Below are 19,469 nucleotides of genomic sequence, written 5' to 3'. Positions count from 1 at the left end.
GAGGAAACATGCTATCCTGGTCAGTGGTGTTTTTCATCGTGGCAATACTCGCAGGCATTCTCGGCTTCGGCGGCATTTCCGCGGCCGCTGCAGGCATAGCGAAGATTCTTTTCTTCGTTTTCCTCATCGCCTTCGTGATTTCACTTGTCATGGGAAGGCGCAGGCCGCGCATTTAACCATCTACCCCCTAAGGGAGAAAACAATGAAGATACTCAAGAAATTCGTTTACGTGCTCTGCCTGCTGGCATTCTTTGCCGTGGCCTTCGGTTGTGAGCAGGAAGGTCCGGCGGAGAAGGCCGGCAAACAGGTGGATCAGGCCATTGAAGAAGCTGGCGACAGCATCGAGGAAGCCGGTGACAAGCTGGAAGAATCGGTGGACAATTAGCGGTCGTCGCGAGGAACAGCATCGTGCCGCCATTCATGGATATCGACTGGGCGCAGGTGTGGTATCATCTCTGGCACATCGCCTTTGCCTATCTGTTGGCCCTGCCCATCGGGCTCAACCGCGAAACGAGCGAAATCCAGTTCGGGATGAGGACCTTTCCACTTGTGGCAGTCGTCACCTGCGGCTTCATGCTGGTCGGGATCTCGGTGCTCGATTCGACCGGGTCCGAGGCACGGGTCTTTCAGGGACTCGTTACAGGCATCGGTTTCCTTGGTGGCGGGGCGATCCTCAAGCACAGGGAATCCGTCATCGGTACCGCTACCGCGGCAAGCATTTGGAATATGGGCGCCATTGGTGTGGCCACCGCGTTCAACCGCTATGAGATCGCCATCGTTCTCAGCGCCATCAACTACGTGACTCTGAAAATGGTCGGTGGACTCAAAAACAGGTTGAGCGAGGAAGAGCAAGAGTGAACCCCGGCGGGATGGAATGATTCCGGCCTGAAACGACAAGGAGAACTGACATGAGCCTGCACGTGGATTTGCAACCCCTGTTGTCCCTCATGGCGGGAATACTGATTCTCGTGGCACCCAAGATGCTCAACTACATAGTTGCTACCTATCTGATCGTTTTCGGCGTGCTCGGACTGATTCAGTAACCGCCATTTGCTACACTAACCCAATAAAGCCCCCTTCCGAGGAAGGGGGCTTTATTACCGGCTAATCGTCTTCGGACGGGTGTCCCCATATCTCCGGGGACTCGCCAAAAGCCTTCTTGGCCTCCCGGTGACCGAGATTGAAGGCCTTGACGTTCACGGCGCGGATTTTCTCCGGCAGCGCCTCCTCCATGTTCTTGCGCATGACGCGCTGAACCGTGAACGGCAGCAGATGCGTCAACGCGCCGAGAACCACGGTATTCATGGCCTGCACGATGCCGATCTTTTCCTTGGCCATTTTGGTGAAAGGAAGACCAAGGTAATGATTGGATGGCGGCTGCTTCACGATATCCGTTTCAATTACCAGCGCTCCGCCGGGCTTCAGGTACGGATAATAGGCGTTGCAAGCCTCCTGAGACAGTGCCACGAGCAGGTCAAGGTTCTCCGCCTTGGGGAAGCTGATGCGCCCGGAGCTGACCACGAGGTCGCAGCGGCTGGAACCGCCACGAGCTTCCGGCCCGTAACTCTGGGTCTGGGTCACGTTGTAGCCGTGTCCCAGCGCGAGCCCCGCGCCCATGACCCTGCCGAGGGTAATGATGCCCTGCCCTCCGAGTCCGGAGAAGCGGATTTCAAAACGTTCAAGATCCATTGGCTGTTTCATCTACTTGCCCTCCTCTTTCTGCTTGGCCAGCATTTCCTGCTTGAGGGCGTAATAGCGCTCTTCGAGCCCGGGCTGTCCCTTGTCTGCAAAGACGCCGATGGGGATGCGGGATTCGCGCTGCTGTTCGGTCATTTCTTCGTAGCGCTCCACGGGAACAGCTGTCTTCTTGAGCCATTTGTACATGTCCACAGGGCCTTTGAACTTATTCTTTCGGCCGTACTGCGTATGGCAAGGAGTCAACACTTCAAGCATGTTGAAGCCCGGCTGGGTGATGGCCTGCTGCATGAGCTTTTCCAGCTTCTGCACATGGAACACGGTGCCGCGGGCCACATAGTTGGCTCCGGCGCCCTTGGCGAGGTCCACGGTGTCGAAGTTTTCCTCCAGCTGGCCGAAGGGGGCGGTCATGGAAACGCTGCCCGCAGGCGTGGCCGGTGAACTCTGTCCGCCGGTCATGCCGTAGATGTTGTTGTTGAGTACCAGCGCGGTGATGCCTATATTCCGCCGCGCCGCATGGATCAGATGGTTGCCGCCGATGGACAGCGCATCCCCGTCGCCCATGATGCAGATGACCTTGAGCTTGGGGTTTGCCATCTTGATGCCGGTGGCGAATGTCAGCGCGCGGCCGTGGGTGGTATGGATGGTGTTGAAGTCCACGTACACGGCGAGCCTGCCGGAACAGCCGATTCCCGCGACGATCACCATGTCGTCCTTGGGGATATCGAGCGCGTGCACGCTGCGGATGAGGGACCCGAGCACGATGCCGTGGCCGCATCCGGCGCAGAGCACGTGCGGGAACTTCTTATTGTGCCTCAGGTATTGATGGATGATCTGATTTCCTGTCACTTCGTTCATGGCCCTACCCCTGCATGATGACCTTGAGGATTTCGGAAGGCGTGATGATCTGGCCGTCGACGCGGTTCACGGTTCGCACCGAGGCGCGCCCCATATTCACCCGTTTCACCTCGCGGGATATCTGCCCCATGTTCATCTCCGGCACCACCAGCGTGCGGGCTCGGGCCAGCAGCTTCTCGGTGGCGCGTCTGGGGTACGGGAAGAGCGTCTTGAGTTTGAGCAGTCCGGCCTTCACCCCGGATTCGCGCGCCTGCTGCACGGCGTATTCCGCGGATCTGGCAACCGAACCGTAGGCCACCACGACCACCTCGGCATCTTCCGTGGTGGTCTCTTCGGTGATCTGGATGTCGTAGAAGAACTGATCGATCTTGCGGTGCATACGCTGCACCAGTTCATTCACCTCGTCCGGCCGGGAGGTGGGAAAACCGTTTCGGTCATGGGTCAGACCGGTGACGTGGAAGCGGTACCCGGATCCAATCGGCGGCATGGGTGGCACGCCGCGAACCGTTTCCTCGTAAGGCTTGTACCACTCGGGCGGCATGGACGGCACCACGCGGTTGAGAATCTCGTAGTCACCGTTTTCGGGCACCTCGATCTTCTCGCGGGTGTGGGCCGTGATTTCGTCGATGAGCAGTACCACCGGAGTGCGATATTTTTCGGCCATGTTGAACGCTCGGATGGTCATCTCCAAACATTCCTGCACGTCCGAGGCGGAAAGCACGATGATGGGATGATCGCCATGGGTACCCCAGCGAGCCTGCATTACGTCACCCTGCGCCGGACTCGTGGGCAGTCCGGTGGAAGGCCCGCCGCGCATCACGTTGACCAGCACGCACGGAGTTTCTGCCATGCAGGCGTAGCCCAGATGCTCCTGCATCAGGGAAAAGCCGGGCCCGGAAGTGGCGGTCATGGCTTTTCTGCCTGCCAGCGAAGCACCAATCACGGCTCCCATGCTGGCAATTTCATCCTCCAGCTGGATAAAAGCACCGTCCTCCGTGCCCGGAAGACGGCTGGCCATGATCTCCATGATTTCCGAAGACGGAGTGATGGGGTATCCACCGAAGAACGAGCAGCCCGCTATGAGTGCTCCCTCGACCACCGCCTCGTTGCCAAGCGCGAAAATCTCTTTTTTCTTCTTCTTTCTTGCCATGTTGGAAAATCCTCTCCCGCAGCGGTGGACTGCTATTCTTCCGATTTCGTCTTTGCAGTGACGACGATGGCGAAATCCGGGCAATGCAGCTCGCAGAACCCGCAGTGAATACAGTCGTCTTCCCTGGCAACGTGACATTTTCCCGTTTCGTCCAGCTCAAGCACCTTGGCCGGACAGAAGGACACACAAACGCCGCAACCCTTGCACCAGTCCGGATAGACCGTGACCTTGCTCTGTCCCTTCTTCTTTTTTGCCATAACCTCAATCCGATAAAGAGTGGTAACCCCAATGCCTCGACCGAACAGTAATAGTTTCGGCGTAGCACTGTCTTATGAGCAAGGCAAGCGTGACAGGGACGAATATGATACGGAAATAACGACTTAGCGCAGAACGATCTCCGCCAGCGCGTTGACCACGCAGGCGGCAAGTGCGGAACCGCCCTTGCGTCCCCGGACGGAGATGCAGGGGATGCCGGAGTCCATCAGGTAATCCTTGGACTCGGCGGCGTTGACGAACCCCACGGGCATGCCAACCACCAGCGCAGGAGCCTCGGCCCCTTCGCGAATGCGATCAACCAGTCGGATGAGTGCGGTGGGCGCATTGCCAACAACCCAGACCGCGGGCTTCATTTCCGCAAGGGCCACGTCAACGGCGGCGAACGCGCGGGTGGTGCCGCGTTGCTTTGCAGCCTCGGCCACCCGCGGATCGTTCATCAGGCAGCGGACGGTGCAGCCAAGCGGCTCCATGCGTCGCTTCGGGATGCCCATGCGGGCCATTTCGGTGTCGGTGACGATGGTGCAGCCGGACGCCAAGGCGGCCTTGCCCCGGTCAATGGCATCGGGGTGGAAGTGCACGAGGTCAAGCAGCTCGAAATCCGCCGTGGTATGCACCATGCGGCGTGCGATTTCCCAGTGTGGGCCTTCGAATGGGCGCGGCTGTGGGACCTCGGAGTCGATGATCCGGAAAGACTCGGCTTCGATGTCGGCAGGCAGAGGAATGTTGCGGATGCTGTCGCGGCTCATTGCTTGGTTTTTCGCGGAGCACGTCCGCCGCAGACCGCCACGGACGATGAGGTGCCGAGCCTGTCGGCTCCGGCCTCCAGCATGAGCCGGGCGTCATTGAAATTCTTGATGCCGCCGCTGGCCTTGACTCCGAGCGCGTCTCCCACGGTTTCGCGCATGAGCCGAACGGCCGACGGCGAGGCGCTGCCGGTTCCAAATCCGGTACAGGTCTTGACGAATGCAGCTCCGGCCTCGGCGCTGATCTCGCAGGCGCGCACTATCTCGGAATCCTTGAGCAGGCCGGACTCGATGATGACCTTGACCGGAACACCAGCGGCAGCCTTCACAACGCTCTTGATGTCCTTAAGAACGGTCTTATAATCATCGGCCTTGAAGCAGCCGACGCTCATGACCATATCCACCTCGGTGGCACCGAGACGGACAACGGCCGCGGTCTCGGCGGCCTTGGTTTCAGTGAGACTTGCTCCGAGGGGAAATCCCACCACGCTGCACACGTCGGGCTCTTCCTTCTTGAGCAGCCATGCGGCGAGTTTCACGTGCAAGGGATTGACGCACACGGTGCGAAAGCCGAAACGCACCGCCTCGGCGCAGAGTTTGTCCACGTCGGCGGCGGTGGCGTCGGGCTTGAGAAGTGTATGATCTATGTACGGCGCGACCTCAAGCGGTCTGTTAATCTGCATCAGCTTCCTCTGGCCTGATAGCGTGACAACTGTTTTTCCATCCTGCGGCTCGTGGATGTAAGCACCCAACACACGATGAAATACAGTACCGCGATGGTGATGTAAATCTCTGCAGAGGCATTCATCTCGCGGTTGTCCACCTGAACCGCAGTCCGGGTGAGCTCGTTCACGCCAATGACGTAGGCCAGCGAGGTGTCCTTGGTCAGGGACACGAACTGGTTCACGAAGGACGGAATCATGTTGCGCAGCGCCTGCGGCAGAATGACGAACACCATGGCCTGCGTCTGCGAAAGGCCGGTGCCGCGCGCGGCTTCCAGCTGTCCGCTTGGCAGCGCAAGAACACCCGCGCGAACAATCTCCGCGATATAGGCGCCGGTGAAGATCACAAAGGCGATGAGCGAACTCTGAAACCCGGGCAGGTTCTTGCCCATGGCCACAGGGGCCAGAAAATAGAACCAGAAGATGAGCATCAGAAGGGGAACGCCCCTGATGACCTCGATGTAGAAAACGCTCGGATACCTGAGCCAGGGCTTTTTGGACAGGCGCATGAGACCGAAGGCCATGCCTATCCAGAAGGCGAAAAAGATGCCGAGGACCGCGAGAATGATGCTCGCCAGCAGTCCGCCCACGTTATGGATGTAGGGAAAGACCCCGTCGAATTTGGTGGCCCCCCAGAGGAAATAATCGAAGTTGTTCCAGACGACTTCCCAGTGCATTGCGGCCCCCTAGTATTTCACCTGCAGCATGAAGTGCTTGTTGTACAGATTGATGCAAAGCGAGACGACGAGCGAGATGCACAGGTAGATGAGCGTCGCGACGGTAAAGGCCTCGAACCCGCGGAACGAATAGGACTCCACCTGACGGGCCATGTAGGTCAGCTCGCTGACGCCGATGACCATGCACAGGGAGGAGTTCTTGATGAGGTTCAGGGACTGGGAAATGAGCGGCGGCACCACGATGCGCAGTGCCTGCGGCAACACGACATAGCGATACGCCTGCGTAAAAGACAGGCCCACGGCCCGGGAAGCCTCAAGCTGGTTCTTGGGAATGGAGAAAATGCCCGCGCGGATTTCCTCGGCGATGAACGCGGAGGTGTAGACCGTCAAAGCGATAACGCCGGAGAAGAATTCGACGTTGAGCAGCATCCATTCACCCACGAATTCACGCCCGAACAGGGTGAAGGCGCCGGGGACGAAGACGTACAGCTCGTTGAGCCAGGTCATTATCCCTTCCGGGATCACGAGGTACGCTCCGAAATACCAGAACAGGATCTGCACCATAAGCGGCGTGTTCCGGAAAAATTCTGTAAATGCGAGGGCAAACCACCTGAAGGGTTTGAAAGGCGTCATGCGCATTACGCAGATGATGATCCCGAGGAGCATTGCGCAGACGAGCGAGACAACGGAGATTTGCATGGTGGTGACAAATCCCTCGTAGAGCCACTGTGCGTATTCGCCGCTGAGGACGACATCCCATTCGAAATTGTAATTCAAGGCGCTGTCCGTCTGTTTTGGGGTTGCATAGAAAGGGAGCGCCGCAAGAACGGCGCTCCCGAACAGTCGGATTCGAAACCTACATGGGCCAGACGACCATTTCCCAGGTGTCGGGCAGCTCGTAGCCCATCCACTTTTCAAAGAGGGTCTTGTAGGTGCCGTCGAGCCACATTTCCTGCAGGGACTTGTTCACGAAGTCGCGGAACGGGGATTCGTTCTGCGGCACGCCCNGTCCGTAAGGTTCGCTGNAGAAGAAGTCGCCGACGATGGCCCAGTTTTCGGGGTTGTCGTCACCGGCCTTGAGTCCGGCGAGGATGCCGGAGTCGGTGGTCACGGCCTTGACCTTGCCCTGCTTGAGAGCCATGAAGGCCTGCGGGTATTCGTCATACGCCACAACGCGGGCCTTGGGGTTGGCCTTGATCATGTTCTTTTCGGAGGTGGAGCCCTTGACGGTGCCGACCTTCTTGTTGGTCAGGTCGTCGGTGGACTCGATGCCGGAGCCCTTCTTCACGAGCAGCTTCTGGCCGTCCATGAAGTAGGTGATGGAAAAGTCGATCTTTTCGTCGCGGGAGTGCTTGTGCGTCATGGTCGCGGCGAGCATGTCCACGGAGCCCTGCACCAGCATGGGGATGCGGGTGGCGGAGGACACAACCTTGAATTCGACGGGCACGCCGAGCTTCTTGCCGATTTCCTTGCAGATGTCCACGTCGAAGCCGGTCAGTTCCTTGGTCTCGGGATCGATGAATCCGAACAGGTTCACCGAGTCCTTGACGCCACAGATCAGCTTGCCGCGTTCCTTGATCTCTTCCAGCTTGTCCGCATTGGCTACGCCGGCGCAGAACACGAAGGTCAGGATCATGGCCAGAATGGTAGTCAGCCGTTTCATTGTGCCTCCTCGAAAAGGGTTGGGGTTACTCTCCGTAAACCGTAACTGTTAAAGGATTTCCTTCAGGAAAGCCTTGGTACGCTCGTGGCGGGGGTTGCGGAAGAATTCATCCGGCGGAGCCTGCTCCACCACGACGCCTCCGTCCATGAAGATCACGCGATCCGCGACTTCGCGTGCAAACCCCATTTCATGCGTCACGCAGAGCATGGTCATTCCCTCGCGCGCGAGGTCCTTCATGACGTTGAGCACCTCGTTGATCATTTCCGNGTCGAGTGCGGAGGTGGGTTCGTCGAAGAGCATGACCTTGGGCTTCATGGCCAATGCGCGGGCGATGGCCACACGCTGCTGCTGTCCGCCGGAAAGCTCGGCGGGATACTTGTGGGCCTGATCGTGAATGCCCACCCGCTCAAGCAGGGCCAGCGCATTCTGCTCTGCCTCGTCCTTGTTCATCTTGCGGACCTTGAGGGGAGCGAGCGTGACGTTCTTGAGAACGGTCAGGTGCGGATACAGGTTGAACTGCTGGAAAACGATGCCGATTTCGGCGCGCAGTTCGTTGATGTCCACATCCTTATCCTGAATATCCTTGTCGTCGAAAAGAATGGTTCCCTTCTGGTATTCTTCAAGACGGTTGATGCAGCGAATGAAGGTACTTTTTCCCGAGCCGCTGGGACCGCAGATGACGAGCACCTCGCCACGGTTCACGTTCTCGGTGATGCCCTGCAGAACATGAAAGTCGCCAAACCATTTCTGCAGATTGTTGACTTCGATCATTGCCANAAGTTTCTACTCCGAAAAAAAATTTCGACGATGCGCCGCGTGGGAAATGCGGTCGTTCGCCGCTCGTGACCCGCTCGGGGTCTGGGTGTCTCCATGATAGCTCGATTGATTTGCAATAAAATAGCAAAAAAGTCAAGGTGCAGGGTCTCATAGAGAGGTGCCTCAGGCACCGTTTTCATAAATGTAATTGCTTCATCTAACCCCTCTTCCGCATACTGCTTTTCTCACACGACAAAAGCATCCGGCGCCGCACCGAGGCTAGCCGAAAGGCGCCTCTGCACGGTCGAAAAGCCTGAAAACGCTGCCCGCCAACGGTTCCAACGGCACTCAACCCTCATTTCCCGCATGGAAAACCATGCTTCCTGTCAATCCGGTGCCGGCGATCCTTTCTCAAGGCGAACCCTGCGGCAGACCGCTCCAACGAAAGCGTCGCCCACAACCGTTTTTGGCCGAAAACTACCGACAACGCTTCGCATCATGATCCGCCCCCTGATTTCGCGATGCCCAACCATGCCGTCATCCGTAACTCATTCTGCAAAACAACAGTTTCTTCCTCTCAAGGCATGCATTTCCGCTTGAAAAAGGATATCATGAAGCCGGAGGTATCCCATGTGGGCACGCATGCAGGAAATGGCCATACGGTTGCAGACCCCGGGACCGCTTCACGAAGGTGACGTCGTTGACGGGTGGCGCATTCGCAGGATTTTGCCTCCCATTACGGGGAATCGACGCTATCTGGCTGCAAAGGACTGGCGCCTTGGTGAGTTCAGGCAATTCTACGACGTGAACACGGACGCTTTCCTGCGCTGGCAGCATCAGGCAAGGCTTGCGAGCCTTCCGCCGGTTGCGGGACTCATTCATGCAGAGGCGGAGTGGCGCGGCGGTATCATCATCCCCGACCCGCGGCTGAACACGCTGAATGACCGGATTCCGGAAAGAATCACGGACAAGATTCGGGTGGCATCACGAACCGCTTCCCTGCTGGCAGGAATGCACGAGGGCGGGATGGTGCATCACGACCTGCACCCCGGTGCGGTTTTGCACGGCCGCGATAAGGTTTTTCTTCGCCATTTGGGAAGATCTTCCATTCAGGGAATGCACGACTTCTGGACCCGCTTCGCCGGTTGCAGGATGCCGGACTATGCCGCCCCCGAACAGCTTCGCGGGGTCAGAGGGAACAATTTTTCGGATGTGTATGCTTTCGGCATGATTCTGCATCACCTTTTCGGCACGCCGATGCACATGCGCAGCCTTCTTCGTGTCGGACAACTGGGGCGCGAGGTTTTCCGACGGTTGCAACGCCTGTTGGAAATCGGCACCATGCCGCCGGAGGCAAAGGAAATAGCCGAAGCCTGTCTGGAACACGCTCCGATGAACCGGCCGACCATGACGGAAGTCGCCAGGCTCCTCGGCAGCGCACCCAGCCCCCTCCCGCGTTTGACAAAACGGCGCCCACCCGACGCCCTGCGCGTGTTGGCCTTTGCGACCAACGACTCCCACGCGCAGGCCATTCTTGACCAAGCCAATGAGCTTGGACGCGAAGGGCATGCCGTTCTCGTTGTTTCGCTGATCCCCATCGATCTTGCCACAGGGGAGTTGGAAGGGTTCAAGATCGGCCTTTTCCGCGCCTTGGCGGATGGACTTCGTGCCATGCGGGAGACTTCGATCAACTGGGGACTGCTTGTACTGGACAACGCCGACCCGACGCAGGCCACCCGTCGGCTCCATGAAAACCTTTATCCCGATGTCGTCCTCTGCGGACCGCCATCGCGTCACGGTCTCAAAGCCACGCTCAAGCCCGGCGTGCGGCGAACGCTTGAACGACTCGGCGCCCCGTTTGAACCACCCCCAACGACGGAGGGAGAGAATCTTGAAGCGTCATGAATTGGAAGTTTTCGTCAGCAAGGTCCCATGTCCATGTTGCGGAGATGCCCCGGACCCGGAGATGGAGAAGCTCATGAGTGCTCTTCAGCACGTCAAGGAGCGACTCGGAGACGCGATGGTGTACAAGGTTCATGGCCTGAACAATCTTTCCGCTTTTCGCGAGAATGCGGAAATGAGCGCCATATTGCGAAACGAAGGACACTCAGCACTGCCCGTGGTTTTTCTTGATGGAAAGGTATTCAGCAAAGCGACTTCAATCGAAGTCGAACAACTCCTCGCCGCCATGGAATGAGGCGTGATAGCTGGCTTGCATTCCATTCCGGGCCAGACGCTCCATATCCTGAGGTTCGGCGAGGCCGATAAAACGGTCCACTTCCCTCCCGTTCAGCACAACAAGAAAGCTGGGGATGCCCCGCACACCAAAGTGCCGCATCCCCAGCTCGATGTTTTTGAAAGAATACAGACAGCAGTAAAGCTCAGGCCCGTGCCTGCGTGAGATCATCTCCATCGTTTCGATCTGCCCGGAAGCACTTCGCCCGCGCCTGATGAACGCCACCAGTACGGGCTTTCGTTCCGAAATAGCCAAAACATCCTCGAGTTCCACGGTCCTGAGCATCCCATCCCCCAGCTTTGGGTTTTCACAAACCCATGTGAACCCACTAAAGGGATGCGCCGCCCGCGTGCACTGCGTTAGTATGATTAGAACTTAGGGAACAACCCTTTTTACTGTAGGATTTCAGGTCACTGGAAGGATCGAGAAAACTCGATGCGACGTGTTATTATTATGCTTCAAGGCCGAATTGCTTCATCTTGCGGTAGAGAGTGGCCCTGTGAATGCCCAGAATCTCGGCGGCTCGGGATTTATTGCCCCCCGCGCTGATGATGGCCTCTTCGATCTCGCGAACCCCCGCAGCAGGCCGGGTGGGGATAAAACGCGCTCCCGATGCAGGGCGGGATTCCATGGCCTCCAGCACGTCCGGCCTCAGATACTTTGTACCGATGGTGCCGCCGGGGCACAGAATACAGGCATGCTCCAGCAGATGCTTGAGTTCCCGGATGTTGCCCGGCCATGTATACCGCAGGAACAGGTCCATGACCTCTTCGGAGACGCCCAGCAACTTCTTGTCGAAACTCTTGGAAAAAATCTTGATGAAATGAGTGACCAGCAATGGCACGTCACCTTCCCTTTCACGAAGCGGCGGAAGAGTCACGGGCATGACGTTGAGGCGATAGAATAGGTCCTCGCGAAAGGTCCCTTCCTCCACCCGCTCGCGAAGGTCCACGTTCGTGGCCGCAATGATGCGCACGTCAGCCTTGCGAGTGCTGGACTCGCCGACTCGCTCATATTCCTTCTGTTCCAGAAAACGCAGCAGCTTGAGCTGAATCAGAGGGGAAATGTCCGCAATTTCGTCAAGGAACAGGGTTCCCCCTTCGGCTGCCTCAATGCGGCCCACCTTGTCGCGCACGGCGCCGGTGAAGGCCCCCTTGACGTGACCGAAAAGCTCGCTCTCCAGCAGGCTTTCGGAAAGCGCCGAGCAGTTCACCTTGACCATATTGCCCGTGGCGCGCGAGCCGCCGTAATGCAAGGCATCGGCGGCCAACTCCTTTCCGGTGCCGGACTCCCCGCAAATCATGACCGTGGCTTCAAGCGACGCGAGCTGTTCAAGCAGGCGATAGATATCCTGCATCTTCTCGCTCTTGCCCACTATGCCCCGGAAACCGTGCCGTTCCTGAAGCCGCTTCTCAAGGTCGGCAATGCGTGAAATGTCCCTGACCACAAGCACCGCGCCAATGAAAGTCCCGGCCTCGTCCAAGAGCGGGGAGCAGTTCAGCTCAACCATCCGTTCACCGGTCTCCAGCGGCATTTCGGCCTGAAACCCTCTCACGGGTCGGCGGGTGCGCAACACCTGCTCCAGCACCTCAGTGCAGGGATTGGGCTCGCTCTGCACCACGTCGCACAGGGCGCAGCCGAGCGATGCGGCATCGGACAGGCCGCATATTCCATATGCAGCATTATTGTTCGCGATTATGCGCATGTGGGCATCAACGGTAATGATAGCGTCCGGGATGCTTCGGAACGTGGCCTCCAGATTGAGGCGGAAGCGTTCCTTCTCTTCGTTGGCGAACTTGAGCGCCTCTTCGGCCCGGCGGCTGTGAGTGATGTCGCGGCCCACGGCCTGAAATTCGCTGAGATTGCCACGGTGGTCGAAAATGGCTCTGTTGACCCAGCGAATCCAGCGAATCTCACCGTCATGCCGCACGTTCTGCTGTTCCAGCTCATATACCGGATCCGCGGGGCTGACTCGTTCCATCCAGCGGTCCAACCGCCTGCGCGTTTCTCTGTCCGGGATGTCCGGCCCGAAGGCGGAACCGATCAGCGAATCTTCGTCGCGACCGAAAAATTTCGCATAGGCCCGGTTCACGAAGGTGAGCGAACCGCTGGGCTTGTACCGGCAAATGAATTCGGTCTGATCCTCGACCACGGCACGATACAGTCGAGCGCCCTCGCGCAGCGCCTCTTCCACGACCTTGCGGCTGGTGATGTCGCGAACGAACACGGTTGCAACCTGCTGCCCGCCCACGGAAAACGGGCTCATGGTCGTCTCGGCCGGAAACACCCGTCCGTCACGGCAACGATGCTTGCGAATGGGCATCCTGCCGCCTTCCGCCGCAAGGACCTCAACTCCCCTGTCGCTTTCCGCGCTCAGATCGCTGATGAAATTCAACTGCTCCAGCTCGTCGGTGGAGTATCCGTAAAGACGGCGTGCGGCGCGGTTGGAGTCAAGCACATCACCGGTGACGCGGTTGACGAGCAAAATGGCGTCCGGCCCGGCTTCGAAGACGCTTCTATACCGCAATTCGTTTTCCGAAAGCTCCCGCTCGGACTGCATGAGCGCCGTCACGTCCTTGCTGACCACGAGGATGCCCTCCAGACATTCCCCTCGGGCCACGCGCCGCATGAAGACCTCCAGGGTAGCCCCGCCGCGACGCACTCTGAAGGTGATGGAAGGCGTGCCGTCAAAAACCCTTTGCAGGGCATCGGAGTAGGCTCTGCCCACCGCGTCCGGTAACACGGAAAGATACGCGGCGCCGAAAAGCTGCATGGCCGGGACCGTCATCTCGCTCTGCGCAGGACCGTTCATGGCCACGATGTTGCCGCTTCCGTCGAGCAGGACTGCGGAATCGGGCATATTGGAAACGAGCGAGTACAGCAGTTCGCCCTGTTCGATGCTTCTGGACTGAAGCCGCTCCACGGATGCGCGGTGCTTCCTGCTGAAGGCGGCAAAGCCCAGCACGTTGGTCAGGCTCAGGGCGCTCACAGGGCGTTTGAGCGAGGCGGGGACATAGTCGGCAAAGCGGGGATAAAGTTCCGGATAGTCATAGTGCCGTCCGATGGAGACCACCGGAGGGGCACTGTCGCCACGAGACTTGAGCTGCCGCAGAAAGGCGCTTCCCTGTTCCGGATCGGAAGCGAGGTCCGCCATCACGAGGTCCGGCTCGAAATCGCCGCACAATTCGCGCGCAAGCAGAAAATCCTCTGCCTCGGCCGCAAGACAGTTCTGCTCTCCAAGCATACTGCATACCCTCTCGCGCTCCCGTGGATCAGGACCCACGACAAGCACCTTGATACGTACGTCGGATGCAAAGGAGGTATGCGGCATGGCTACCATCTTTGACACGTTCCTGAACCGTCATCAAGTGTATCGGATTCTCATACCCCGCGAGAATGCCGGGGAGTAGATATTGCAGTAAGGCAAACCGCTACCCCAAGGAGGACAGAGATGAGTCAGTACACGCAAAACGACCTGCCGCTGGACCTGCACCACGGCGAGGTCCTGTCGCTGGCCGACCAGACAACCATTCGCTTCGAGTCCAACGGCGAGGCAAAGGACGTCATGGTCAACGATTCCTTTGCGCCCGCGGTCACGCTCTTTCCGGGCAACGAATACGTCGTGCGGGCGTCCGACGGGGAGTACAGGCTGACATGCACCTTCGAGGATTGCATGCGCGTCGAGAAGATGTAGGCCGCAGCGAACGGAGCCGGTAACCCACCGGCTCCGCAACCGGGACAGGACCGTGAAAATTATCACCCCTTTTACGCGCACGTCATGATAGGGTAATTCCCATTCAAAAGAATGTACGGGAGAATCGTAAAACAGGGGGGATCAATGGCCAAGATACTCATAGCCGAGGACGACAGGATTTCGCAAAAGCTCGCGTCCAAGATCGTGGAAGAAATGGGCCACGTCGCGTTTGTCAGCCCGCACGGGAAACATGCCTACGAAGCGCTGATGGCCAGCAACAAATTCGACATGCTGCTCACGGACATCATGATGCCGGAGATGGACGGGCGACAGCTTATCCAGACGTTGCGAGGCGACCAGCAGTTCGCCGATTTTCCGATCATCATCATGTCCGCCGTCGTGGGGGTGAGCGAGATATCCAACCTTCTCAAGCTCGGAGCGACCCTTTTCCTTGCCAAACCGCTTGATAGAAAGGAGATTCAGGAATACATCCGCCGCTGTCTCCAGGCTGGTGGCCTCGGTGCCGAAGCCTGACGCAAGAACAGGGCGTGCCTACGTCGAATTCCTGCTCCTCTATGCCGTCCTGCCGTCGGTCTTCGCATTGGGGGTCATCCCTCTCCCCAAGCTCTCTGTCCTGTTTGGCGTGACCATCTTCTGCGTGGTCATGCTCTCGATGCGCGGCTTTTTCTGGAAACACGAATTCCGGTTTTCCGCGCTCGGACAGGCGGGCCGCGAGATAACCCGAAGACTTCTCTTTGTTGCCGTGGGAGCCGTGCTGCTGACGCTCCTGCTCGTTCCGGATCAACTCTTTGCCTTCCCGATTGAGCGTCCGCTGACATGGGGACTCGTGGTGTTGCTCTATCCGTTCCTTTCAGCTCTGCCGCAGGAAATCATCTATCGGACCTACCTGCACAAACGCTTCGGACCGCTATTCGGCGGCGAACGAAACCTAACGATCGTGAGTGCGACGGCTTTCGCCTATTTGCACATCGTCTACGTCAACCTGCCATCCATAGCGCTGTCCTTCGCAGGCGGCATGTTACTGGCCAGCACTTACGAACGCAGACAGTCTCTTGCCGCCGCCTGGGTCGAGCACGCAGGATACGGCGTCATCGTCTTCACCACGGGGCTTGGAAAGTTCTTCTACTCGGGATGAACCGCTTCCGGACGCATGACGTACGCCTTACCGTCCCTGTACAGTTCAAGACGCTCTTCAGCGACTTTCGCCTGTTCATCGCCCACGTGCTTGCGAAAAGCTTTCACCGCTTGCTGCTGAAACTCCACGGCCTTGCCGAAATTCCCGGCCCGTGCATGAGCCGCGGCCAGCGTATCGAGCACGAAAGGATTACCCGGCGAAAGATTGCTTGCGCTTCGGGCATACAGCAGGGCCTTCTCCGCATCGCGAAATTTCGCTTCAGGACAGGTGGCCCGCGCCCATGCAGCCTGATTGAGCACGCGCCAGCTCCCGGGAGTCCGGATCAGGGCCTCGTCGAGCGCGGCAACCCACTGGTCATAGCGCCTGAGCTGCCGCAGGACCTCGGCGCGGTCCAGTAGCACCGGAACTTCCGAAGGCGCCAGCTCGGCTGCGAGATCAAACACGTCCAGCGCCCGGTTCATGCGCCCCAACTGCATGTAGGCCCGGGCCAGTTCCTGCGCGGCTGAGGCATTTGTCGGTGCGGCGAACGCCAGATGTGACTCCGCCTCACGATATCGCCCTTCCTCGGCGAGCAATTTGCCGAGACGCGCGTGCAGGGAGTCATTGCGCCCGCCGATGCGCAACGCCTTGTCGAGATCCCTGATCGCCTCGACCCTGCGACCGAGAGACGCCAGGACGGTTCCGCGCATGGCAAGGACCGAGGCGTCGGAAGGCTGCTGTTTCAGGTAGGCATCAAAATCATTCAGAGCGCCCTGCATATCTCCGGCCTCGGCGAGCATACGCCCCCGGAGCGCTCTGGCACGAGCCAGCTCCGAATTCAGTGCCAGAGCCTGATCCAGACTGGCGACCGCTTCATCCCGATGTCCGAGAGCGCGCAGCACTCCCGCTTTTTCCACATACAGCGCGGCATTCTCCGGAGCGATTTCAACCGCCTTGGAATAGGTTTCAAGAGCTTTGGCAGGTTGCCGCATTTTCATGAGAGCCCGACCCTTGACCACGTATCCCGCAGGACTGCCCCGATGCAGGGCGATCATGGCCTCAGCCTCTTCCTCGGCTGCCTCGGCGCGCCCGAGCGAAAGCAGCAACCCCGCTCTGGCCTGCCGGGGAGCCATGGTCACCGGATGCTTCTCAGTGGCATCGGCGTAGACCTTCAGCGCATCTTCATAACGCCCCATGCCCTGAAGGGTCACCCCGCGCCCCATTGCCACGGCCAACGGATCACCACCGGCCTCAAGGCCGCGCCTGTACTCTTCGAGCGCCTCCTCGTGCCGGCCATTCATACGCAGAAAGTCCGCATGAAGCAGCCGACCCTGAGCCCACTCGGGGGCCTGCTCCACCGCCGCCTCGAAGTCGGCGGCAGCCTCGGACATCCTGCCCTGCATGGCCCGGACATACCCCCGGTTGGCAAGCGTGGTCGCGTCACCCGGGTCCGCGTCGAGCACGGCATCGAATACCCGCTCGGCCTCGGCATAACGACCAAGGGACATGAGCGCGGCACCGATCCGGGCCTGAACCTTCATGTTGTCGGGGGAAATCTTCGCGGCGCGACGGAAATCGGACAGGGCGGCTTCGGGGTCGCCGCCTTTGAACAGGAGATTGCCGCGTTCCCTGTACAGAGCTGCGGTGGAGGGAGCCAGACGCACGGCCGCGTCATAGGCTTCAAGCGCCTCGTTTTTCCTTCCCAGCGCGGCAAGAGCTGCGGCCCTGCCGCCGTGAGCACGGGCCGAGTCGGGCCGCAGCGTCAGCGCATGATCAAACGCCTTGAGCGCCTTCTCGTTCTGCCCGTCGGCATGCAGGGACGCGGCAAGGGTCAGGGAAAAGGAAAAACGGGCTGGCGCCAGATCGGCGGCTGCCTGAAAATCCCGCAAGGCCTCACGCGTCCTGCCGAGCCGTTGCAGTGCCAACCCACGGTTGAAGCGATACTCGGCCTTGGACGGATCCGCGCCGACTGCTTTGGAGAATTCATTGACCGCGGCTTCGAGCCGTCCGGTGCGGACATATTCATTGCCCTGGGCAAAGTGCGTCATGCCGGACTCGCTCGAGCCGTAAGCCGGAGTGGCCGCCAGAATCAGCATGGCGACCAGTAGATATCGAAGATGGTGCATCCTCTACTGCTACTTCCGACTTTCCTCCGGGTCAACATAGAGGTAGCGTTTGATCTTGTGCGTGGGAGTCTTGTCGAACGGTTCCACCTGCTCAATGATCCTTGCAAGACGGCTGAAGCTGGAAACGGAAGCGTTGACCTTCTTCTGGATACCGTCGAGAACTTCCTGCACCTTTGCGTGCGCCTTGGTCTCCGTCATGTCACGGGTTCCGTACTTCGCGTCCAGAGCGTCGTAATCGAGGTGCACTCTCGCGCACAGGCGGTTGTCCTGACGGAAGACGAGCGATTCGAGTACGTACTCGCAGTCGTTGACCGCCGCCTCGATTTCTTCGGGATAGATGTTCTCGCCGCTGGGACCAATGATCACGTTCTTGAGACGGCCCTTGATGAACAGATAGCCGTCGTCGTCCACGTAGCCCAGATCGCCGGTGCGCAGCCAGCCGTCCTCGGTGAAGACTTCCTCGGTCACGGCCGGAGCCTTGTAATACCCCTGCATGACGTTGGGGCCTTTCACGAGGATTTCACCCTCGCCGGTCTGAGGATCCGCGTTGTCGATCGTGATTTCCACCCGCGGGATGGTCTTTCCCGCGCCGCGGAAACGGGTGTCCGCCGGCTTGCTGCCGGAGATGAGGGGCGACGTTTCGGTCATGCCGTAGCCGATGGCGTACGGGATGTCTGCATTTCGCATGAAGAGTTCCACTTCGGGAGCAAGGAAAGCCCCGCCGATGGGGATGCACTTGATGTTGCCGCCGAAGGACTCCATCAGCTTCCTGCCCGCCACCTGCTGCAGCTTCTTCTTGCCCGCGCCGAGCTTCATGAGATTGCGACCAAAAGCGTTGCCGCTGAGCTTGGGCAGGATGCGGTTGCGGTAAATCTTTTCGATCACCAGCGGCACCAGCAGCAGGTAGGTAGGCTTCACCTTCTGCATGGCTGGAATCAGGGTACGCGGGGTGGGCGGCTTCTGGAGATAGTGCACGGATGCGCCACGCGTCAGGGGCAGGATAAGCCCCAGCGTACACTCGTAGGTATGCGAAAGCGGCAGCACGGACAAAAGCCTGTCCTCGTGATTCACGTTCACGATATTGGCCGTGGACTCGGCGTTGAACACGATGTTCTCGTGCGTGAGCATCACGCCCTTGGAATGACCGGTGGTACCGGAAGTGTACAGGATGGCCGCGAGGCTCTCCGGAGTGATGTCCGAAGTGCCCTTGTCGAAATAGTTCATGACCTTCTCGCGCATGCGGTCGTACCAGGCGCGGGCCTGAGCCATTGCTTCGCGGAAATTGGTCTTGAAGTTGTCCTCTTCGGAAACGAGGGAGAGGTCGTCGAGAATGATGCGGGTGTGCAGGTCTTCGGCCTCGCACTCCTCCACCTTGTCGAAATAACGTTTGGAGGCGAAGACCGCCTTGGCTTCGGAGTGGCGCAGGATGTGATGCACTGCGCTCACGTGGAACTCCTGAAGGATCGGCACGATTACGCAACCCATGCAGGTCACCGCGAAGTAGGCCACGCCCCAATGCGGCATGTTCTCGCCGATGAGGGCGACCTTGTCTCCCGGCACCACGCCCCTGCTTTGCAGAAGCAGAGAGACATCGCGCACCATCTGGTGGAATCTCGCGTAGGTAAGCGGCTCCCCTTCCACGAATGTCAGGGCGGGGCGGTCGGCATACTGCTCCACGCTGCGTTCCAACGCGTTCTTCAGGGTGGGTACTTCAAGACTTTTCAAAGGCTGCCTCCTA

The 19,469-nt window shown here is 59.1% G+C and carries 23 protein-coding genes; 9 read left to right on the top strand and 14 right to left on the bottom strand.

All coding sequences use genetic code 11. The features are described from left to right. Positions 1-8: 8 nt before the first annotated feature. Genes B149_RS18175 through B149_RS18170 form a run of 4 tightly spaced genes read left to right on the top strand, consistent with a single transcriptional unit; the run spans position 9 to position 1,043 of the window. Positions 9-176, top strand: coding sequence for a DUF1328 domain-containing protein (locus B149_RS18175; RefSeq protein ID WP_018123163.1), 168 nt, complete (start codon positions 9-11; stop codon positions 174-176). Between the two features lie 26 nt (positions 177-202). After that, positions 203-385 carry a hypothetical protein gene (locus tag B149_RS0100320; RefSeq protein ID WP_018123162.1) on the top strand — a complete coding sequence of 61 codons (183 nt, stop codon included), beginning with the start codon at positions 203-205 and terminating at the stop codon, positions 383-385. A 23-nt stretch (positions 386-408) separates the two neighbouring features. After that, positions 409-858: an MgtC/SapB family protein gene (locus B149_RS0100315; RefSeq protein ID WP_018123161.1), complete on the top strand. Its 450-nt coding sequence runs from the start codon at positions 409-411 to the stop codon at positions 856-858. Between the two features lie 50 nt (positions 859-908). Continuing rightward, positions 909-1,043: a DUF3096 domain-containing protein gene (locus tag B149_RS18170; RefSeq protein WP_018123160.1), complete on the top strand. Its 135-nt coding sequence runs from the start codon at positions 909-911 to the stop codon at positions 1,041-1,043. Between the two features lie 61 nt (positions 1,044-1,104). On the opposite strand, the gene B149_RS0100305 is transcribed toward B149_RS18170, so the two are convergent. From B149_RS0100305 to B149_RS0100260, 10 genes are all read right to left on the bottom strand, one after another. Beyond that, a complete protein-coding gene (locus B149_RS0100305; RefSeq protein ID WP_018123159.1) occupies positions 1,105-1,701 on the bottom strand; it encodes a 2-oxoacid:acceptor oxidoreductase family protein in 597 nt (198 codons plus the stop codon). Next, positions 1,702-2,553, bottom strand: coding sequence for a 2-oxoacid:ferredoxin oxidoreductase subunit beta (locus B149_RS0100300; RefSeq protein WP_018123158.1), 852 nt, complete (start codon positions 2,551-2,553; stop codon positions 1,702-1,704). A 4-nt stretch (positions 2,554-2,557) separates the two neighbouring features. Further along, on the bottom strand, positions 2,558-3,703 hold the full coding sequence (locus tag B149_RS0100295; RefSeq protein ID WP_018123157.1) for a 2-oxoacid:acceptor oxidoreductase subunit alpha: 1,146 nt from the start codon (positions 3,701-3,703) through the stop codon (positions 2,558-2,560). A gap of 32 nt (positions 3,704-3,735) precedes the next feature. Then, the gene (locus tag B149_RS16030) at positions 3,736-3,960 is read right to left on the bottom strand and encodes a 4Fe-4S dicluster domain-containing protein (RefSeq protein ID WP_018123156.1); all 225 of its coding nucleotides are present in this window, start codon (positions 3,958-3,960) and stop codon (positions 3,736-3,738) included. A 123-nt stretch (positions 3,961-4,083) separates the two neighbouring features. After that, positions 4,084-4,725: a precorrin-8X methylmutase gene (locus tag B149_RS0100285; RefSeq protein ID WP_018123155.1), complete on the bottom strand. Its 642-nt coding sequence runs from the start codon at positions 4,723-4,725 to the stop codon at positions 4,084-4,086. Further along, a complete protein-coding gene (gene deoC / locus B149_RS0100280) occupies positions 4,722-5,405 on the bottom strand; it encodes a deoxyribose-phosphate aldolase (RefSeq protein WP_018123154.1) in 684 nt (227 codons plus the stop codon). Before deoC ends, B149_RS0100285 begins: the two co-directional genes overlap by 4 nt. Beyond that, positions 5,405-6,121 carry an amino acid ABC transporter permease gene (locus B149_RS0100275; protein ID WP_018123153.1) on the bottom strand — a complete coding sequence of 239 codons (717 nt, stop codon included), beginning with the start codon at positions 6,119-6,121 and terminating at the stop codon, positions 5,405-5,407. Before B149_RS0100275 ends, deoC begins: the two co-directional genes overlap by 1 nt. 9 nt (positions 6,122-6,130) lie before the next feature. After that, positions 6,131-6,898 carry an amino acid ABC transporter permease gene (locus B149_RS0100270; RefSeq protein WP_018123152.1) on the bottom strand — a complete coding sequence of 256 codons (768 nt, stop codon included), beginning with the start codon at positions 6,896-6,898 and terminating at the stop codon, positions 6,131-6,133. Between the two features lie 79 nt (positions 6,899-6,977). Then, a complete protein-coding gene (locus tag B149_RS0100265) occupies positions 6,978-7,784 on the bottom strand; it encodes an ABC transporter substrate-binding protein (RefSeq protein WP_018123151.1) in 807 nt (268 codons plus the stop codon). Positions 7,785-7,832: 48 nt separating this feature from the next. After that, complete coding sequence (locus B149_RS0100260; RefSeq protein ID WP_425386869.1) at positions 7,833-8,561, bottom strand: amino acid ABC transporter ATP-binding protein; 729 nt, start codon at positions 8,559-8,561, stop codon at positions 7,833-7,835. Between the two features lie 609 nt (positions 8,562-9,170). Between B149_RS0100260 and B149_RS0100255 the strand changes: the two genes are divergently transcribed. Together B149_RS0100255 and B149_RS18630 are read left to right on the top strand one after the other, a co-directional pair. After that, positions 9,171-10,445, top strand: coding sequence for a protein kinase domain-containing protein (locus B149_RS0100255; protein ID WP_026167358.1), 1,275 nt, complete (start codon positions 9,171-9,173; stop codon positions 10,443-10,445). Continuing rightward, positions 10,378-10,737: an arsenic metallochaperone ArsD family protein gene (locus tag B149_RS18630; RefSeq protein ID WP_245533179.1), complete on the top strand. Its 360-nt coding sequence runs from the start codon at positions 10,378-10,380 to the stop codon at positions 10,735-10,737. Before B149_RS0100255 ends, B149_RS18630 begins: the two co-directional genes overlap by 68 nt. On the opposite strand, the gene B149_RS0100245 is transcribed toward B149_RS18630, so the two are convergent. Together B149_RS0100245 and B149_RS18160 are read right to left on the bottom strand one after the other, a co-directional pair. Beyond that, positions 10,699-11,061 (bottom strand): thioredoxin family protein, encoded by a 363-nt coding sequence (locus tag B149_RS0100245; RefSeq protein ID WP_018123148.1) that lies wholly within the window; start codon positions 11,059-11,061, stop codon positions 10,699-10,701. The two genes, B149_RS18630 and B149_RS0100245, sit on opposite strands and share 39 nt — an antisense overlap. Before the next feature lie 166 nt (positions 11,062-11,227). Beyond that, entirely contained in the window at positions 11,228-14,116 is a 2,889-nt protein-coding gene (locus B149_RS18160; protein WP_083909111.1) for a sigma 54-interacting transcriptional regulator, read from the bottom strand. Between the two features lie 111 nt (positions 14,117-14,227). On the opposite strand from B149_RS18160, the gene B149_RS0100230 reads away from it, so the two are divergent. From B149_RS0100230 to B149_RS0100220, 3 genes are all read left to right on the top strand, one after another. Then, complete coding sequence (locus B149_RS0100230) at positions 14,228-14,470, top strand: hypothetical protein (protein ID WP_018123146.1); 243 nt, start codon at positions 14,228-14,230, stop codon at positions 14,468-14,470. A 144-nt stretch (positions 14,471-14,614) separates the two neighbouring features. Next, positions 14,615-15,004, top strand: a complete 390-nt coding sequence (locus B149_RS0100225; RefSeq protein ID WP_018123145.1) for a response regulator — start codon at positions 14,615-14,617, stop codon at positions 15,002-15,004. Next, a complete protein-coding gene (locus tag B149_RS0100220) occupies positions 14,991-15,626 on the top strand; it encodes a CPBP family intramembrane glutamic endopeptidase (RefSeq protein ID WP_026167357.1) in 636 nt (211 codons plus the stop codon). The genes B149_RS0100225 and B149_RS0100220 overlap by 14 nt, the downstream gene beginning before the upstream one ends. Here B149_RS0100220 and B149_RS0100215 read toward each other — a convergent pair. Then, positions 15,614-17,731 carry a tetratricopeptide repeat protein gene (locus B149_RS0100215; protein ID WP_040372084.1) on the bottom strand — a complete coding sequence of 706 codons (2,118 nt, stop codon included), beginning with the start codon at positions 17,729-17,731 and terminating at the stop codon, positions 15,614-15,616. The genes B149_RS0100220 and B149_RS0100215 overlap by 13 nt on opposite strands. A 9-nt stretch (positions 17,732-17,740) precedes the next feature. Further along, entirely contained in the window at positions 17,741-19,456 is a 1,716-nt protein-coding gene (locus B149_RS0100210) for an AMP-binding protein (RefSeq protein WP_018123142.1), read from the bottom strand. Positions 19,457-19,469: the final 13 nt, after the last annotated feature.

Source organism: Desulfovibrio oxyclinae DSM 11498 (assembly GCF_000375485.1).
In the GTDB taxonomy this organism is placed as follows: domain Bacteria; phylum Desulfobacterota; class Desulfovibrionia; order Desulfovibrionales; family Desulfovibrionaceae; genus Pseudodesulfovibrio; species Pseudodesulfovibrio oxyclinae.
The sequence above is the reverse complement of the archived record's forward strand: the minus strand, read 5'-3'. Positions and strand labels throughout refer to the sequence as shown.

Excerpts from the sequence above, each read along its gene's own strand:
- B149_RS0100300 (WP_018123158.1), bottom strand. The coding sequence starts at position 2,553 with ATGAACGAAGTGACAGGAAATCAGATCATCCATCAATACCTGAGGCAC.
- B149_RS0100230 (WP_018123146.1), top strand. The coding sequence starts at position 14,228 with ATGAGTCAGTACACGCAAAACGACCTGCCGCTGGACCTGCACCACGGC.
- B149_RS0100225 (WP_018123145.1), top strand. The coding sequence starts at position 14,615 with ATGGCCAAGATACTCATAGCCGAGGACGACAGGATTTCGCAAAAGCTC.
- B149_RS0100320 (WP_018123162.1), top strand. The coding sequence starts at position 203 with ATGAAGATACTCAAGAAATTCGTTTACGTGCTCTGCCTGCTGGCATTC.
- B149_RS0100255 (WP_026167358.1), top strand. The coding sequence starts at position 9,171 with ATGTGGGCACGCATGCAGGAAATGGCCATACGGTTGCAGACCCCGGGA.
- B149_RS16030 (WP_018123156.1), bottom strand. The coding sequence starts at position 3,960 with ATGGCAAAAAAGAAGAAGGGACAGAGCAAGGTCACGGTCTATCCGGAC.
- B149_RS18160 (WP_083909111.1), bottom strand. The coding sequence starts at position 14,116 with ATGGTAGCCATGCCGCATACCTCCTTTGCATCCGACGTACGTATCAAG.
- B149_RS18170 (WP_018123160.1), top strand. The coding sequence starts at position 909 with ATGAGCCTGCACGTGGATTTGCAACCCCTGTTGTCCCTCATGGCGGGA.
- B149_RS0100245 (WP_018123148.1), bottom strand. The coding sequence starts at position 11,061 with ATGCTCAGGACCGTGGAACTCGAGGATGTTTTGGCTATTTCGGAACGA.
- B149_RS18175 (WP_018123163.1), top strand. The coding sequence starts at position 9 with ATGCTATCCTGGTCAGTGGTGTTTTTCATCGTGGCAATACTCGCAGGC.
- B149_RS0100275 (WP_018123153.1), bottom strand. The coding sequence starts at position 6,121 with ATGCACTGGGAAGTCGTCTGGAACAACTTCGATTATTTCCTCTGGGGG.
- B149_RS0100285 (WP_018123155.1), bottom strand. The coding sequence starts at position 4,725 with ATGAGCCGCGACAGCATCCGCAACATTCCTCTGCCTGCCGACATCGAA.
- B149_RS0100295 (WP_018123157.1), bottom strand. The coding sequence starts at position 3,703 with ATGGCAAGAAAGAAGAAGAAAAAAGAGATTTTCGCGCTTGGCAACGAG.
- B149_RS0100305 (WP_018123159.1), bottom strand. The coding sequence starts at position 1,701 with ATGAAACAGCCAATGGATCTTGAACGTTTTGAAATCCGCTTCTCCGGA.
- deoC (WP_018123154.1), bottom strand. The coding sequence starts at position 5,405 with ATGCAGATTAACAGACCGCTTGAGGTCGCGCCGTACATAGATCATACA.
- B149_RS0100215 (WP_040372084.1), bottom strand. The coding sequence starts at position 17,731 with ATGCACCATCTTCGATATCTACTGGTCGCCATGCTGATTCTGGCGGCC.